Here is a 17,158-nt window from a genome sequence, read left to right as displayed (position 1 = left end):
TGCCGCTCCGGCCCGATATCACTTGGACTTACCGGTTAACCCCAGCAAAGCTCCATGCCCTCGGTCGTATCGATGGAGGGAACGCCATCGACCGGTGCATCGGTCACCAGTTGGACGCCCGTATCGAAAAAGTCCTTGCCTTCCGTCGGCTCTGGCAGCGTGCCGTCGGCAGCGTAATTGGCGATCGCCTCGATGCCGAGCGCGGCCATCTGCAACGGATATTGCTGCGATGTCGCGCCGATCACGCCATCGATCACGTTCTGGACACCTGGGCAGCCGCCATCGACCGAAACGATGAGCACATCGTTCTCACGACCCACGGCCCGCAGCGCTTCATAGGCCCCTGCGGCAGCCGGCTCGTTGATGGTGTGGACGACGTTGATCGTGGGATCCTGCTGGAGCAGGTTTTCCATTGCCGTGCGCCCGCCCTCTTCATTGCCGTTGGTGACGTCGTGGCCCACGATACGTGGATCGGATTCGTCGCCGATCACATTGGGATCGGCGAGGTCGATGCCAAACCCGCTCATGAAGCCCTGATTGCGCAAGACGTCGACAGTGGGCTGCGAAGGGGTGAGGTTGAGGAAGGCGATCCGCGCATTTTCAGCCTCCGCGCCGAGCGTTGCGGCGGCCCATTGGCCGATCAGCTCACCAGCCAGGAAATTGTCGGTGGCGAAGGTCGCATCAGCGGCATCGACGGGATCGAGCGGGGTGTCGAGCGCAATCACCAGAATGCCGGCATCGCGGGCCTGCTGCACCGACGAAACGATGCTCGATGTGTCGGACGCCGTGATCAATATACCGTCTGCATTATCGGCGATGCAGGATTCGATCGCCTGGACCTGGCTTTCATGGTCGCCGTCGATACGCCCCGCATAGGAGCGCAATTCAACGCCGAGTTCTTCCGCCTTGGCTTCGGCACCTTCCTTCATCTTGACGAAAAACGGGTTGGTATCTGTCTTGGTGATCAGGCAGGCAAGCACGTTATCTTGTGCATGAGCGCTGCCGACCGACAGCATGCCCAAAAGCGCAGCGCCGCAAGCGGACGCCATCAATCTGGTCTTCATGTCTTTCCTCCCGAGGCGCCATCGGCGCCCATCCTCATTTGACGAACCGTTTCCCTCCCGGATCGGCCCTGTGCAAATCAAGCACCACGACTGCATTGTGTCAATAAGTTTATCCAATGGATTTATTTATTGACGCGGCGTCTCGAATTCGATCATTTGCAAGGGCGCGCTTTTGCGATAGGTGCGCCAAGCCGGATCAAAAAGCCGGCTGCAGGGAGCATTGTTATGAGCGACGCGGAGTTGCGACCGGATCGGGTGGGCCGATCTGCGGGGGAATTTACCGATCTCAGCCGCGGCACCAACCAGGCCGGCCTTCGCCTTTATAACGAACGGCTCGTCCTCTCGCTTATCCGGCGCAGCGGCTCTCTTCCCAAGGCCGATATCGCCCGTCTGACCGGCCTGTCTCCGCAGACGATTTCAACCATCGCCAACGGTCTCGAACGTGACGGGCTGTTGATGCGCCAGGCGCCCCAGCGGGGGCGCGTTGGGCAGCCCTCCGTTCCCTATGCCCTTGCCCCAGACGGCGCGCTGGCCTTCGGCCTCAAGATCGGGCGACGCAGCATCGATCTGATCGTCATGGACCTGCTCGGCAAGGTGCGGGGCAAGCTCCACCGTCCATATCCCTACCCCGACCCGGCACAAATCCTTGCCTTCCTCCAAGACGGCATTGCCGAGCTCTCCGGTCAGTTGACGCCCGAACAACGCGCCCGTGTGGTCGGCATCGGGATCGCGTCGCCCTTCGAATTGTGGAATTGGGAGCATCAGGTCGGCGCGCCCAAGGATATTCTCATGGCCTGGCAGACCATCGACATCAGGGCGGAAGTGGAAGCGCTGAGCCCCTGGCCGGTCTATTTCTATAATGATGCGACGGCCGCCTGCGCCGCAGAACTCTTGCTGGGAAACCCCAGCCAGCATCTCGATTTTCTCTATATCTTCATCGGGTCGTTCATCGGGGGCGGCGTCGTGCTCAATGGCTCGCTCTTTCCTGGGCGCAGCGGCTATGCCGGTGCCATCGCCCCCTTGCCGGTTTTGCGCCACGACGGCAAGGGCTATGAGCAGGTGCTACGGCGCACCTCCCTCTACGTCCTCGCCGAACAGATGCGCGCGGCGGGCATGGACCCCGAGATGCTGTGGCGCGAGGATGGCGACTGGAAAACCATCGGCCCGATCCTTGACGACTGGCTTGAGGTGCTCTGCCAGAGCGTAGCGGTCATCATCATGTCGGCCACCGCCATCATCGATTTCGAAGCCATCGTCATCGATGGCGGCTTCCCATCCGAGATGAGGGATCTGGTGGTCGAGCGGGTCAAGCGGGAGCTGGAGGCGTTCGATCGCCAGGGCCTAACGGCGCCCGCAATCGTTGCCGGTCAGTTCGGCCCCGATGCGCGCGCCATGGGCGGCGCCTGCCTGCCCCTGATTTCAAACTTCACGCTCGATCGCGAAGTGCTTTTCAAGGACGCTTAGGCCGAGATCGTCATATCTGCGCCAAGGCTCTTTGAGATCACCAGCCTTGCATTGACCAGATCATTGCCCTCAACCTTCGCGCGTGCCGCGTCGGGCGCGAGATCGGCCCATCGTCCAAGCAGTCTGCGCTCAAGCTCGCCGATCGGCGCGCTCACCATGATGGTCACGTCGAAAAGCCGGGCAATGTCGTTCCAGCCCGGCGCGTCGAGCAGCAGGTAATTGCCCTCAACGATTACCACGCGGTCATCCGGACTCACCCGCGCCGCAGCCGCGTGCGCGATTTCTGTCGTCCGGTCGAACACCGGATAATAGATCTCGCCGGCCTTCTCGCGGCGCAAGCGTTCCAGAAGCGTCTTCAGCCCGTCCACATCATAGGTATGTGGCGCGCCCTTACGCGCGTGCCAGCCCATTTCATCAAGGACCGCATCATCGAGATGAAACCCGTCCATAGGCACCACGCGCGCGGACACCCCATCGGCCCCGAGGCCTTTGGCCAACTCTGACGCCAGGGTCGATTTTCCCGCACCCGGAGGTCCCGCCAGTGCCACGATTATGCGGCCCGCAGCGGCGCGGTCTCGCAACACTTTCAGGGCATCGGCGATGGTCACATCCATGAGCATGTCCAGATTTGCGCAGACCGAACACATGCCATTTTCTCGCCCGCTGGCCAAGCCAGTTAGAGGCGAGGATGCTGACAAACACCGTCCCCCAGACGACAAATCGCAAGACCCGATACCATCGGCTTTTTCCAGCCGTAGCGTTGCATTATGCTGATCTGATCGATCCTAATGGGCGCAGGGATGAGAGACGGCCCTGCTGCTTGGCGACTGCAGGAAAAAGATTTCCATCGCATATTACGGGCGATGCAGCCTTATCGCCGCCAGCGAATTATTCATACAGCCGTGCTCGAAAGGAGCCCATCAATTGAGCGTCGCGTTCGTCAAAGAGGAAAGTGCCGAGGCGGCATCGGAAACGGTGTTGCCGCCCCGCCCGATTTCCGAGCACCCCAATCGCGTCACCGCGACCGGCCTTGCCATGCTGAATGCCGAGCTCGCGCGCGCGAAATCGGCTCTCGATGAGGCGAACGGCCTGGACGATCTCAATGAACGGCGTCGGCAGTCCGCTGTGCCCCTGCGCGACACGCGCTATTTCGCCGAACGCGTCCGCACCGCCCAACTCGTTGAGGCGCCGGCTTCAAACGATGTCGTGGGATTTGGCCATACGGTAAGCTTCGAACGCGACGACGGTCGCCGGCAAACCTTCCGCATCGTGGGCGAAGACGAAGCCAATCCGCCCGAAGGGACAATATCCTACGTCTCCCCGGTCGCGAACGCCCTCATGGGTAAAAGCGTCGGGGACGTCGTGCCCCTCGGCCAGCACGAACTCGAGATCATCTCGATTTCCTAGAAGCGTTTACCTCCCGACCTTGGGAACCGGCTGAGGTCGCACCCCTCCCTGCCGTAGGCCCCACAGCGGTGGCAAAGGGCGGCGAAGTCTGCGAATGTGCGGGTTCAGAATTCTTCAGGGGCCAGGCGCCCCGCTTCACTCAATTTTCGGACCCTCGTTTCGATGACCCATAAAGATATTCTCGCTTCAGCCTTTCTGACCGATGCCGATCTTTCGGGCGGTGGGCTCAAGGTGCATTCTCCTGTCGATGGCGCGCTGCTTGGCAGCGTTGCCACCCACTCGGCCGATGATGTCGAAGCCATGATCGCCCGGGCCAAGTCGGCCTTCGATCGGTGGAAATCAGTCCCGGCTCCGCGCCGTGGCGAATTGATCCGTCTGTTCGGCGACGAATTGCGCGCAGCGAAAAATGAACTCGGCGCCCTCGTTTCGCTCGAGGCGGGTAAAATCCTGCAGGAAGGTCTGGGCGAAGTTCAGGAGATGATCGATATCTGCGATCTCGCCGTCGGCCAATCGCGGCAATTGTTCGGGCTGACCATCGCCTCGGAACGTCCCGGCCATTCGATGCGCGAGACCTGGCATCCGCTCGGGGTGACAGGCGTCATTTCCGCCTTCAATTTCCCGGTCGCCGTGTTCGCGTGGAATTTCGCGCTGGCGACGGTCTGCGGCAACACCACGATCTGGAAGCCGTCCGAAAAGACCCCGCTCACCGCGCTCTCGGTGCAAAAGATCTTCGAAAAAGCGCTTAAGAAATTCGGCGATGCCCCCGAGGGCCTGCTTCATGTGGCCATCGGCGGCGCCGAAATCGGCGAGGCTTTGACATCGTCCAAAGACGTGCCGCTGATTTCGGCCACCGGTTCGACCCGCATGGGCCGCATCGTCGGCCCTAAGGTTGCCGAGCGCTTCGGCAAGACCATTTTGGAGCTCGGCGGCAATAACGCCATGATCGTGGCGCCCTCCGCCGATCTGGAAAACGCAGTCCGTGCCATTGTCTTTTCGGCCGTCGGCACCTGCGGCCAGCGCTGCACAAGCCTGCGCCGCCTGATCGTGCATCAGGACGTGCGCGACCAATTGGTGGAGCGCTTGAAATCGGCTTATGCCGGCCTGCCCATCGGCAGCCCGCTCGAAAAGGGCACGCTCGTCGGCCCCTTGATCGACAAGCAAGCCTTCGATGCGATGCAGCATGCACTCGACAACGCGCGGGCCGAAGGCGGCAAGATCACAGGTGGTGAGAAAGTCGATGCCGTCGAGGGCGGCTATTATGTGCGCCCGGCGATCGTCGAAATGGTCGAGCAGTCCGAGATCGTCAAGCACGAGACCTTCGCTCCGATTCTCTACGTCCTCACCTATCAGACGCTCGATGAAGCCATCGCGCTGCAGAACGACGTGCCGCAGGGCCTATCGAGCTGCATCTTTTCCACCGATGTGCGCGAGACCGAAACCTTCCTCTCGGCCACGGGCTCGGATTGCGGCATCGCCAACGTCAATATCGGGCCATCAGGCGCCGAAATCGGTGGCGCCTTCGGCGGCGAAAAAGAAACCGGCGGCGGCCGCGAAAGCGGCTCGGATTCCTGGAAAGCCTATATGCGGCGCCAGACCAACACCGTGAACTATTCGCGCGAGCTGCCACTGGCGCAGGGGATCAAGTTCGAGATTGAGCCCCTCCACCTGCCCCAATCGTCAGCCAAATCCACACCCTGTCACCCCGGCCTTGAGCCGGGGGCCAGTATGCTCGGCGCCTAGCCTCAATCGCATTCTTGGAGCATCCCGGGTCCCGGGTCTTCGCCCGGGATGACGATTTTAGGTGAGGCCGGCCATCGTCCTTCGCCGTCACTCAAAGGCGTGATTACCCCGCCCGCGAGAACTCGAAATAAAAGCTCTTCATCCGACCCTGCCGACGGGCCCTTTGTTCATAGCGCGTCGCCTGCCACCCCTCATAGGGCGCGTGCCACGCACCGGGCGCCTGCATGGGCCACACAAAGCCCTCGCTGCGCAGCACATGGGCAAGCGTCCAATTGGCATAATCCTCGATATCGGTGGCGAACCGGAATGTGCCGCCGGGCTTGACCACCCGTGCGAACTGCTCGAGCACTGGAAACTGGATCAGGCGTCGCTTGTGGTGGCGCGGCTTGGGCCAGGGGTCCGGATAGAGCACGTAAAGGCAGTCGACGGACGCATCCGGCATCACAGCCAAAAGCTTGATCACATCGTCGGGAAACAAGCGAACATTCGAGATTTTCTCGATATCGATCGTCTCAAGCAGCTTGCCGATGCCGCCGGTAAACACCTCGCAGCCGATAAACCCATCGTCGGGATTTTCCTGCGCGATCCGTGCCAGATGCTCGCCGCCGCCATAGCCGATTTCGAGATGAATGCACCGCGCTTCGGGGAACAGCACCTTTGGATCGACCGGCCGGGAAATATCGACGGTCAGGTCAGGCAGCAGGGTTTCAAACAGCGCCTGCTGGCCCTTGTGCAGTTTCTTGCCGGCACGGCGGCCATAAAAGGCGCGTGGCCCCTTGGGGTCCTGCGGAATGGGTTTGATGGTCATAGGTCCAGATACGAAACATAAAAGCGCGACGAAACAGTCCGCCGCGCTTTAAAGGCAATCCAATCGATGGGCAAGGATCAGGTCAATTCGGACCGGATCGCCTCGACCAGATCGGTCTTTTCCCAGGAAAATCCGCCATCGGCCTCTGGCGCGCGCCCGAAATGGCCATAGGCGGCCGTGCGCTCATAGATCGGCTTGTTCAAACCCAGATGCTCGCGAATGCCGCGCGGGGACAAATCCATGACCTTTTGCAGCACCGGGCCCAGAATGTCCTCGTCCACTTTGCCCGTGCCATAGGTATCGACAAAAATCGACAGGGGCTTGGAAACCCCGATGGCGTAGGACAGCTGGATGACGCATTTTTCCGCCAGCCCTGCCGCAACGATGTTTTTGGCCAGATAACGCGCGGCGTAAGCTGCCGAGCGATCGACCTTGGTGGGATCCTTGCCCGAAAACGCCCCGCCGCCATGGGGGGCGGCACCGCCATAGGTGTCGACGATAATCTTGCGCCCGGTCAGCCCCGCATCCCCGTCCGGCCCGCCGATCACGAAGGCGCCTGTCGGGTTGACGTAGAACTCGTCTTCGGGCGGCATCCAGCCCTTGGGCAAAACGTCTTCGACGAACGGGCGCACCATGTCGCGCACGCAGGCCTGGGTAACGTTTTCATTGTGCTGAGTGGAAACGACGACGGCGGAAACGCCGACCGGCCTGCCGTTTTCGTATTTCAACGTCACCTGGCTCTTGGCGTCGGGCCCGAATTCGGTGACGCGGCCCGAATGACGCGCGTCCGACATGCCCTTCAAGATTTTGTGCGCATAAAGCAGCGGCGCCGGCATCAATTCTGGCGTCTCGTTGACGGCAAAACCGAACATTATGCCCTGGTCGCCCGCGCCTTCGTCCTTATTGCCGGCCGCATCGACGCCCTGGGCAATGTGAGCGGATTGTTCATGCACGTGGCAGGAGACGTCGAGCGTCTTCCAGTGGAACCCGTCTTGCTCATAGCCGATGCGCTTGACGACGCCGCGCGCCACCTCTTCCATTTTCGCCGCATCGATCGATGCGGGTCCGCGCACTTCGCCGGCCAGAACGAGGCGATTTGTCGTCGCCAGCGTTTCCAGTGCGACGCGGGAATAGGGGTCTTCGGCAAAGAAAGCATCGACGATAGCGTCGGACACCTGATCGCAGATCTTGTCGGGATGGCCTTCGGAAACCGATTCCGAAGTGAAAAGATAGCTCGAACTGGCCACGTTAAACCTCTTGAGCAAGGGCGCACTGTGGTTTGCGCGTGCGCAGACTCTCCGCGCACTTTCAGCGCTGCTTTTCGCAGGTCCGGATTTGGAAATCAAGAGGACATAAAGATTGCTTTATATCGCAATCAGTAATCGTCGCGCTTCTGGCGCCGCCGTATCCAGCCCGGCAGGGCCAGGACCGCACCCAATGTCAGCATTCCGATCAATGGCCAGTTGCGGACTTGCGCATAGAGCGTCGCATCGAGCGGCTGGGCCGGCGTGCCCTTGATCGCTCCGACCTGTTGCTCGGCCAGCATGACATCGATGCGCCCCAAGGGATCGACAATCGCCGAAATCCCGGAATTGGCCGCGCGCACCATCGATTTCCCCTCCTCCACCGCCCGCACCCTGGCGTGATGGAAATGCTGCCCCGGCCCGATCGACCCATCGAACCACGCGTCATTGGTAACGACCAGAATGAACTCCGCCTCATCGACCGGCGCACCCAACGCGCCGGGAAAGACGATCTCGTAACAGATCAGCGGCAGGAAGGATGGTGACCCCGGCAGGCTCATCAGGCGCCGTTCGGCCCCGGCCGCCCACCCGTCAGAACCCTGCACGAGCTGTGAAAACCCAAGGCTGCGCAGCAGATCGTCGAGCGGCAGATATTCCCCGAACGGCACGAGATGGGTCTTGTCATACGAGGTCACCACCTCGCCGGCGCCATTGAAGGCGAGGATGGAATTATAGGGCTTGGCGCCCACAACGATTTCGCCATTGGTGCCATAGGCCTCGCGCGGCGCGCCGGTCAGAAGCCAGATATCGTCGGGCAATTCGCGCGCGATCCGCGCCAGAAGTTCGGGCTCGTCGGACAAAAAGAACGGGATCGCCGCCTCGGGCCAGACAAGGTGCGTCACGTCGTCGAGCCCGAGATCGTCAGGGCCGGTCTGCATCGTCGACAGGTCGAGCAGGCGCACGATCGTTTCTTCGCGGGCAAAGGTCTGCCATTTGACGTCCTGCGGGATCACCGGCTGGACGATCCGCATCACCACGTCGTCGAACGGCACGGTCTCTGTCTGGTTGACGCGGTAATTGCCCCACCCCACCTGCGCGGCAATCACGCCCAGTGCCACAAACAGCGGCAGGACACGCGCGACCATTGTCCGCTCGGCACCCGGCCACACCAGGGCCGGCGTCGCGGCGAGCAGCACGGCAACAAAGGTCAGCCCATAGACCCCGACAAGGCTCGCCGCCTGCATCATCTCGACATTGGCGGTCAGAGCATAGCCCAGGAGATTGAACGGAAAGCCGGTAAACAAAAAGCCGCGCGCCAGTTCGGCCAGCGTCAGCCCCACCGCAAGTGCAAAAATGCGCCCGGCGCCTGACGACCAGAAGACGAACGCCAGCGCCGTGCCCAGTCCCCAGAAGATCGCAAGGATCAGAGCCAGCCCCGCCACCGCGAAAGGCATCGCCGCCAGCAGCCATCCACCATCAACGAAAAACGCCGCCCCGATCCAGTGGAGGCTCGCCGCGAAATAGCCAAAGCCGAAAAACAGCCCGATCCGAAAGGCTGGACCAAACACCGCATGCAGCAGCCCCCGGCCCCGCTCCGCCCCATCGAGCGCCCAGACCAGCACGGGCAGCGCCAAAAACAGGGCCGGCAAGATAAACAATGGCGCCGCCGACAGCCCAGCGATCGCACCCGCCACGATCAGCAGCAGCGCCCGGCGCCAGCCATGGGAAAGCATCGCAAATTCGGCAAGAGCAGTCATGCCCCCTGCTTAAAGCGCTTCGCAGAAAAGGGGAATCCACTTTTGTGCGGGGCGAGGAGTCACGCGCTCGTCACCTCAACACCTCGCACCTATGCTTTGGCTCATCACCCTTCCTCCCCACCACCCGTCATCCCGGGCGAAGACCCGGTACCCAGTATGCTCCGCTTTTGAAAGACGCAGGCTTTGCAATGCAGCCTCACCCTCTAAGTCAACACGCCCTCCGAGCATACTGGATCCCCGCTCAAGGCCGGGATGACACTTGGGGTGGGTTCAGCGACATGGCTCCCCAAGCGACCCCAAACACAAAAGCCCCGCACGCTTGCGCGTACGGGGCCTCTCGAGATTGTGGTGCAAACAACCTCTGCCGGAGGACTCCGGCACATCACTGTAACGCCAGCTTATGCACATTGTCATTGCGCAAATGCCTGAAAACTATGCACAACAATAGTACACGCGCAAAGCCGTGCCTATCAATTCATCACCGCTGATATGGAAGGCCAGACCCCGCTGTGCCCCCCTCGCGGCAAGGCCTGCGGTCGCAATGCATCGGCGATGAAAAAGGTTCCCTGATTCCTGCGTGTTTACCCTCTCTTAACGTCTCGCGGCACGGCAGCGTCAAACCGCTGGCATGCTTCTTGCGACTCGTCTTCCCGGTGCAAACAGCAACTGTCGGAGGACAAAATGACAGACTGGACCAAACGCATAGGGGGCGTCCTTGTGGCTTCGGCCATGAGCGCAACACTGATTTCTTCGCCCGTCGCCGCCCAGGATGAAGGCCCGATCAAGGTCGGCATTCTCCACTCCCTTTCGGGCACAATGGCGATTTCCGAAACCACGCTTCGCGACGTCATGCTGATGCTCATCGAGCAGCAGAACGAAGCCGGCGGTATCCTGGGTCGCCAGATCGAGCCCGTCGTCGTCGACATCGCGTCCGATTGGCCCTTGGCCGCCGAACTGGCGCGGCGCCTGATCGAAGTCGACGAAGTCGATGCAGTTTTCGGCTGCTGGACATCGGTGTGCCGCAAGTCGGTCCTTCCTGTATTTGAAGAACTCAATTCGCTGCTGTTCTATCCCGTCCAGTACGAGGGCGAAGAATCCCAGCGCAACGTGTTCTATACCGGCGCTTCCCCCAACCAGCAGGCCATCCCTGCCGTCGATTATCTGATGGAAGAGGAAGGCGTCGAGCGCTGGGTTCTGGCCGGCACCGATTACGTCTATCCGCAGACGACCAATCTGATCCTCGAGCAATATCTGCTCGATGCAGGGGTTGCCGAAGACGACATCATGATCAACTACACTCCGTTCGGTCACTCGGATTGGCAGACGATCGTTTCCGACATCGTCGCGTTCGGCTCGGAAGGCCCCAAGACCGCCGTGGTCTCGACCATCAATGGCGACGCCAACGTGCCCTTCTACCGCGAGTTGGCCAATCAGGGCGTCGCGGCTGAAGACATCCCCGTCGTTGCCTTCTCGGTGGGCGAAGAAGAGCTTTCGGGCTTTGATACCGCCCCTCTGGTCGGTCACCTTGCCGCCTGGAACTATTTCATGAGCGTCGAGACCCCCGAAAACGAAGAGTTCATCGCCGCCTGGCATGACTATATCGGTTCGGAAGATCGGGTGACCAACGATCCCATGGAGGCCCACTATATCGGCTTTAACATGTGGGTCGAAGCCGTAGAGGCTGCCGGCACCACCGACGCGGACGCGGTGATCGATGCCATCGTCGGCGTTCAGGTGCCCAATCTCACCGGTGGCATCGCTGAAATGCTCCCCAACCACCACATCACAAAGCCCGTCCTGATCGGCGAAATCCAGGATGACGGCCAGTTCTTCGTGGTCTGGGAAACCGAAGACCTCGTGCCGGGCGACGCCTGGTCCGACTTCCTCCCCGAATCCGCAGTTCTCGAAGCCGATTGGACCGATCCGATCAACTGCGGCAACTACAACACTGAGACCGAAACCTGCGGTGGCTCTGAAGCCGTCGCCGAGTAATCGTCTGGCTGGGGTGGGCCCATGCCCACCCCACACACACTCGTCACCCCGCGATTTATTGCCGGGGTCCAACGCGGCGCCAGCCAAGGGCGCCACCGACCCCCATCACAATGGGAACCGCACAATGGGCAGTCTCAATCGGTTCGGCAGACCATTTCTGGCTCTGATCTTTATCGCGCTCGCCGCCTTGGCGGCTCCGAGCGCCAAAGCCCAATCGGTCGCCGAGATCGTCCCACAGATGTATGATGCGAGTCTCGGCGATCTGCGCGACGCCGTCGCGGCGCTCGTCGCCACGGGCGAAGATGCTGCGCTCCCCATTCTCCAGGCGCTGGGCGCGGGCAATCTTTACGAAGCCGACAATGGCGGAATCTTCATCCAGACCGGTCGCAATCAGTACGAGGATGCGCTCACCGGCGCTGAAGCCGATCTCGATGTGACCGGCGATTTGAGCACCATCCGCATCAACAACTCCCTGCGCCGCGACATCGCCGCCGCCGTGGGCTCGCTGACCTTAATGAGCGAAAATCCCGCGACCCGCCGCGCCGCCGCAGCGCAAATGTTTTCGACCGCCGACCCTGCCAATATCGAGCTGCTTGATCAGGCACTGGCCGAAGAAGACAATCCCGGAGTGCGCACGGTCATGGAACAGGCCCGCGCCGCCGCCATGCTGCGCGCCGATATCAGCGAAGAAGATTTCGCCGCCGCCGTCGCCGTCATCGCCGCGCGCGGCGATCGTCAGGCGCTGGGCATATTGAATGCCAATCTCGCCAATGCGTCCGAAGCCGAGCGCGTCAATATCGAAGCGGGCATCAGCCGCATCAACCAGTCGCTTCAGCTCTGGGGCATCGGGCAGAACGTCTGGTATGGCGTCTCGCTCGGCTCCGTCCTGCTTCTCGCTGCAATCGGTCTTGCCATTACCTTCGGCGTCATGGGCGTTATCAACATGGCGCATGGCGAAATGGTGATGATCGGCGCCTATGTCACCTTTTTCGTCCAGGAAATCATCCGCACCACCAATCCGGGGCTGTTCGATTATTCCCTCGCCATCGCCATCCCAATGGCGTTCGCGGTCACAGGGCTGATCGGCATCGCCATCGAGCGCGGCATCATCCGCTGGCTCTATGGCCGCCCGCTTGAAACGCTGCTCGCCACATGGGGCTTGTCGCTGATCATCCAGCAGGGCGTGCGCACCATTTTCGGCGCCACCAATCGCGAGGTCGGCAATCCGTCCTGGATGTCGGGCGCCTTCGAACTGGGCGGGCTGGCCATCACCTGGAACCGCATGTGGATAGTGGTCTTTGCGTTGGTGGTGTTCGCGCTTCTGCTTCTGGTCCTCAACAAGACTCCGCTTGGTCTCCAGATGCGCGCCGTTACCCAAAATCGCCGCATGGCCTCGGCCATGGGCATCCGTACGCCCTGGGTCGATGCCATGACCTTCGGCCTTGGCTCGGGCGTCGCCGGCCTTGCCGGTGTGGCGCTATCGCAGATCGACAACGTCTCGCCCAATCTGGGCCAGAGCTACATCATCGACAGCTTCATGGTCGTCGTCTTCGGCGGTGTGGGCAATCTCTGGGGCACGCTGGTTGGCGCCCTGACACTGGGCGTCGCCAACAAATTCCTTGAGCCCTATGCCGGCGCGGTCCTCGCCAAAATCTTGATCCTCGTCCTCATCATCCTCTTCATCCAACGCCGCCCCCGCGGCCTCTTTGCCCTGAAGGGCCGGGCGGTGGAAGCATGATGATCATTGCCGTCTCAGCGCAGCCGGGTCGGATGAGGGGTGCGCAGGGCCCGCGTCACGCACCGCTTTTTCAGATGGCGAACCTTCAACGCCCGGAGATCCATCCATGATCACCGCGAAAATTTTCGAAAAACTCGGCGTCAAAGCCATATGGGTCGTTGCGATCCTTCTGGCGCTCGCCATCGCCGTGCCCATGTCGAACCTGCTTCTGCCGGTCGGGCATCCGCTGCGCGTGCCCAATTACCTCGTCCCGCTCATGGGCCAGTACCTCACCTACGCCACCCTCGCCCTCGCGCTCGATCTCGTCTGGGGCTATTGCGGCATTCTTTCGCTCGGCCATGGTGCGTTCTTTGCGCTGGGGGGCTATGCCATGGGCATGTACCTCATGCGCCAGATCGGCACGCGCGGGGTCTATTCCAACGCAGTGCTGCCCGATTTCATGGTGTTTTTAGGCTGGCGCGAACTGCCCTGGTACTGGCAGGGGTTCGACATGTTCTGGTTCGCCGCCATTATGATGGCGTTCGTCCCGGGGCTTTTGGCCTTTATCTTCGGGTGGTTCGCCTTCCGAAGTCGCGTCACCGGGGTCTATCTCTCGATCATCACCCAGGCGCTGACCTACGCCCTGATGCTGGCGTTTTTCCGCAACGACATGGGGTTCGGCGGCAATAATGGGCTGACCGATTTCCGCGACATCCTTGGCGCCCCGATCCCTGCAGCCACGACCCGCGCCTCGCTTTTCGCGGCCTCGGCCATCCTTCTGGCCCTGTGCTTCATCCTCTGCTCGCTCATCGTCCGGTCAAAGCTCGGCAAGGTCATGGTTGCCGTGCGTGATGCGGAAAGCCGCACGCGGTTCATCGGGTATCGCGTCGAAAACGTCAAACTCTTCGCCTTCACGGTCTCGGCGGTGATGGCCGGGCTGGCCGGCGCGCTCTACGTGCCCCAGGTGGGGATCATCAATCCTGGCGAATTTGCGCCCGCCAATTCCATCGAGGTGGTGATCTGGACCGCCGTGGGGGGCCGCGGCACGCTGGTCGGCCCGATCATCGGCGCGATCGTCGTCAATGCCGCCAAATCCTATTTCACCGGCACCTTCGCCGATCTCTGGCTCTTCATTCTCGGCGGCATGTTCGTCTTCGTTACGCTCTTCATGCCCAAGGGCATCGTCGGCATCTTCACCTCCACCTGGAGTGCGCTGCAGCAACGCCGCGCTTCGGCAAGCGCCGAAAAGGGCGTCGATACCGAACCACCGACGCCACCTGCGCAAAAACCCCAGCCACGCCAGTCCAACGACGCGCCCGATGGCGCCAAGCCCTCGCCCGCGGAGTAACCCAGATGGTCGACACTTTACGCGATGGCTCACTCCTCTACCTCGATGGCGTTTCGGTCACCTTCGACGGGTTCCGGGCGCTCAATTCCCTCTCGCTGGTCGTCCAGCGCGACGAGTTGCAGGCAATCATCGGTCCCAATGGCGCGGGCAAGACGACCATGATGGACATCATCACCGGCAAGACCCGCCCCGATACGGGCGAAGTGTTCTTTGAAGGCGGCATCGATCTCACCAAAAAGGACGAAACCGAGATCGCCAATCTCGGCATCGGGCGCAAGTTCCAAAAGCCCACGGTTTTCGGAAGCCATACAGTCTGGGACAATATCGAACTCTCGCTCAAAAAGCCGCGCGGGGTGTTTGCCTCGTGGTTCTACACCCGCGACAGCGCCGACACCGACCGCATCACGGCGATCCTCGACACTGTCCGCCTCACCCACCGCAAGCACGAGTTCGCCGCCAATCTCAGCCATGGGCAAAAGCAGTGGCTCGAAATCGGCATGCTCTTGGCGCAAGATCCGAAACTCCTCCTCGTCGACGAACCGGTCGCCGGCATGACCGATTCGGAGACCGAGGAAACCTCCAAACTCCTAAAGGAAATTTCAAAGCACCATTCGGTGGTGGTCGTCGAACACGACATGAGTTTCGTGCGCGACCTCGATTGCCGCGTGACGTGCCTCGCCGAGGGCGCGGTGCTCGCCCAGGGCTCGCTCGAGCACGTCTCCAGCGATCCGCTGGTCATCGAACGCTATCTGGGACGCTGAACCATGACCACTTTGACCGTCACCGATCTCGACCTCCACTATGGCGCAGCCCAGGCGCTGAAAAAGGTCTCGATCACCGCCCAGCCCAACAAGATCACCTCGGTTCTCGGCCGCAACGGGGTGGGCAAATCCTCGCTGTTGCGCGCCATCACCGGCACGCACCCCATCACCAATGGCATCATCACGCTTGCCGAACGCGATCTCAAGCGCAGCGCCCCCTATGCCCGCGCCCGTATGGGCATCGGCTATGTGCCGCAAGGTCGCGAGATCTTCCCGCTTTTAACGGTCAAGGAAAACCTCCTCACCGGCTATGCACCGCTGAAACCCAAGGACCGCTCGATCCCCGAGACGATCTTTGAACTTTTCCCGGTGCTAAAATCCATGCTGGGCCGTCGCGGCGGCGATCTTTCGGGTGGCCAGCAGCAGCAGCTCGCCATCGGCCGCGCGCTGGTCACCCGTCCCAGCCTTCTGGTGCTCGACGAACCCACCGAGGGTATCCAACCGTCCATCATCAAGGACATCGGACGCGCTCTGCAGTTCCTGCGCGACGAAATGGGCATGACCATCCTTCTCGTCGAACAATATCTCGATTTCTGCCGGGAATTGAGCGACCATATCTATGTGATGGATCGCGGTGAGATCATGCACGAAGGACCCGCCTCCGATCTCGACGATCCCAACGTCAAACGGCATTTGATGGTCTGATGCTCCATATTGCCAATGCCCATGGTCCCGCGCTGCAACGCGCCGTCGGCGAAGCCCGCGTCGCGACCAAACCGCGCGACGGCAAGGCCGTGCTCGATACGCTCTACCAGCTCGGCTGCGGCAAGATCCGTGTCCCCAAAACCCATGGCAATTGGCTCGAAGCGGTCCTCATCAACACCTCGGGCGGGCTGACCGGCGGTGACCGCATGGATTGGGGCGCCAGCGCCGCGCCTGGCACCCATCTCGTTGTCACAACCCAGGCCTGCGAGCGCATTTACCGCGCGACTTCCGGCGCCGCCAATGTCACCTCGACGCTTCATATCGGCGCCGGCGCCCGCCTCGACTGGCTGCCGCAGGAAACCATCTTGTTCGACGGCTCGGCGCTCGATCGCACCCTCACCGTCGATATGGCTCCGGATGCCACCTTCCTCGGCTTGGAGTCGGTCATCCTCGGCCGCGAAGCACATGGCGAAGATGCCCATTCCGCGGCCATTTCCGACCGATGGCGCATCCATCGCGACGGTCATTTGATCCATGCCGAAGCCGCGCGCCTCGACGCAGACGACATTCTGGGCCGCACCAATATGGCGCTGCTGGATGGCGCGCGCGCCTATGCAACGCTGTGCTATGTCGCGCCAGATTCCGAGCAGCACATCGAAAAGCTCAAGGCGCTGGTTTCCAGGCATCCCACAGCGGGCGTCTCGCGCATCGGGGACAAGATCGTTCTGCGCGCCACAGGGGTTTCGGGTTACCGTCTGCGCAAGATCATCATGCCGGCCATCGCTGCCCTTTCGGGTGCCGGGGCCGTCCCCAAACTCTGGTCGCTATAAAGAAGGAGGCGAAACATGAACCTCACGCCGCGCGAAAAAGACAAGCTCCTGATTTCCATGGCCGCCATTGTCGCCCGCAAAAGGCTCGAACGCGGGGTCAAGCTCAACCACCCCGAAGCCATTGCACTGATCACCGATTTCGTCGTCGAGGGCGCCCGCGATGGCCGCCCCGTGCCCGAATTGATGGAAGCGGGCGCCCATGTCATCACCCGCGATCAGGTGATGGAGGGCATCGCCGAAATGATTCACGACATCCAGGTCGAGGCGACCTTTCCCGACGGCACAAAGCTCGTCACCGTCCACAATCCCATTCGTTAAAGG

General features: G+C 61.5%; 14 protein-coding genes and 1 pseudogene. 10 read left to right on the top strand and 5 right to left on the bottom strand.

Annotated features, from left to right (window positions below):
- Positions 1-35 precede the first annotated feature (35 nt).
- On the bottom strand, positions 36-1,016 hold the full coding sequence (locus BLR31_RS03565; RefSeq protein WP_425287208.1) for a sugar ABC transporter substrate-binding protein: 981 nt from the start codon (positions 1,014-1,016) through the stop codon (positions 36-38).
- Positions 1,017-1,289: 273 nt separating this feature from the next.
- Between BLR31_RS03565 and BLR31_RS03560 the strand changes: the two genes are divergently transcribed.
- Complete coding sequence (locus BLR31_RS03560; protein WP_090592124.1) at positions 1,290-2,528, top strand: ROK family transcriptional regulator; 1,239 nt, start codon at positions 1,290-1,292, stop codon at positions 2,526-2,528.
- Here BLR31_RS03560 and BLR31_RS03555 read toward each other — a convergent pair.
- A complete protein-coding gene (locus tag BLR31_RS03555; RefSeq protein ID WP_090592128.1) occupies positions 2,525-3,142 on the bottom strand; it encodes a nucleoside/nucleotide kinase family protein in 618 nt (205 codons plus the stop codon). The two genes, BLR31_RS03560 and BLR31_RS03555, sit on opposite strands and share 4 nt — an antisense overlap.
- 310 nt (positions 3,143-3,452) lie before the next feature.
- Here BLR31_RS03555 and greA point away from each other — a divergent pair, with 310 nt between their 5' ends.
- Complete coding sequence (gene greA / locus BLR31_RS03550; RefSeq protein ID WP_090591603.1) at positions 3,453-3,935, top strand: transcription elongation factor GreA; 483 nt, start codon at positions 3,453-3,455, stop codon at positions 3,933-3,935.
- Between the two features lie 162 nt (positions 3,936-4,097).
- Positions 4,098-5,591, top strand: a pseudogene (gene amaB, locus BLR31_RS03545) (L-piperidine-6-carboxylate dehydrogenase); the annotation flags it as partial.
- A gap of 187 nt (positions 5,592-5,778) precedes the next feature.
- Here the strand turns inward: amaB and trmB are convergent.
- The 3 genes from trmB to lnt form a co-directional block, all read right to left on the bottom strand.
- Positions 5,779-6,483, bottom strand: coding sequence for a tRNA (guanosine(46)-N7)-methyltransferase TrmB (gene trmB, locus BLR31_RS03540; RefSeq protein ID WP_090591597.1), 705 nt, complete (start codon positions 6,481-6,483; stop codon positions 5,779-5,781).
- Between the two features lie 77 nt (positions 6,484-6,560).
- Positions 6,561-7,730, bottom strand: coding sequence for a methionine adenosyltransferase (gene metK, locus BLR31_RS03535; RefSeq protein WP_090591594.1), 1,170 nt, complete (start codon positions 7,728-7,730; stop codon positions 6,561-6,563).
- A 128-nt stretch (positions 7,731-7,858) separates the two neighbouring features.
- The gene (lnt, locus tag BLR31_RS03530; protein ID WP_090591591.1) at positions 7,859-9,484 is read right to left on the bottom strand and encodes an apolipoprotein N-acyltransferase; all 1,626 of its coding nucleotides are present in this window, start codon (positions 9,482-9,484) and stop codon (positions 7,859-7,861) included.
- 729 nt (positions 9,485-10,213) lie between these two features.
- On the opposite strand from lnt, the gene urtA reads away from it, so the two are divergent.
- The 7 genes from urtA to BLR31_RS03495 all read left to right on the top strand — a co-directional run bounded on the left by urtA (position 10,214) and on the right by BLR31_RS03495 (position 17,155).
- The gene (urtA, locus tag BLR31_RS03525) at positions 10,214-11,476 is read left to right on the top strand and encodes an urea ABC transporter substrate-binding protein (RefSeq protein ID WP_090592121.1); all 1,263 of its coding nucleotides are present in this window, start codon (positions 10,214-10,216) and stop codon (positions 11,474-11,476) included.
- A 124-nt stretch (positions 11,477-11,600) separates the two neighbouring features.
- The gene (urtB, locus tag BLR31_RS03520; protein WP_090591588.1) at positions 11,601-13,214 is read left to right on the top strand and encodes an urea ABC transporter permease subunit UrtB; all 1,614 of its coding nucleotides are present in this window, start codon (positions 11,601-11,603) and stop codon (positions 13,212-13,214) included.
- A 106-nt stretch (positions 13,215-13,320) separates the two neighbouring features.
- A complete protein-coding gene (gene urtC, locus BLR31_RS03515) occupies positions 13,321-14,541 on the top strand; it encodes an urea ABC transporter permease subunit UrtC (protein WP_090591584.1) in 1,221 nt (406 codons plus the stop codon).
- A gap of 5 nt (positions 14,542-14,546) precedes the next feature.
- Positions 14,547-15,302, top strand: coding sequence for an urea ABC transporter ATP-binding protein UrtD (gene urtD / locus BLR31_RS03510; RefSeq protein WP_090591581.1), 756 nt, complete (start codon positions 14,547-14,549; stop codon positions 15,300-15,302).
- Between the two features lie 3 nt (positions 15,303-15,305).
- On the top strand, positions 15,306-16,007 hold the full coding sequence (urtE, locus tag BLR31_RS03505; RefSeq protein ID WP_090591577.1) for an urea ABC transporter ATP-binding subunit UrtE: 702 nt from the start codon (positions 15,306-15,308) through the stop codon (positions 16,005-16,007).
- Complete coding sequence (locus tag BLR31_RS03500; protein ID WP_090591573.1) at positions 16,007-16,837, top strand: urease accessory protein UreD; 831 nt, start codon at positions 16,007-16,009, stop codon at positions 16,835-16,837. Before urtE ends, BLR31_RS03500 begins: the two co-directional genes overlap by 1 nt.
- Before the next feature lie 15 nt (positions 16,838-16,852).
- Positions 16,853-17,155: an urease subunit gamma gene (locus BLR31_RS03495; RefSeq protein ID WP_090591569.1), complete on the top strand. Its 303-nt coding sequence runs from the start codon at positions 16,853-16,855 to the stop codon at positions 17,153-17,155.
- Positions 17,156-17,158 lie beyond the last annotated feature (3 nt).

Origin of the sequence: Pelagibacterium luteolum, assembly GCF_900100665.1 — a bacterium.
Lineage (GTDB): Bacteria > Pseudomonadota > Alphaproteobacteria > Rhizobiales > Devosiaceae > Pelagibacterium > Pelagibacterium luteolum.
The sequence above is the reverse complement of the archived record's forward strand: the minus strand, read 5'-3'. Positions and strand labels throughout refer to the sequence as shown.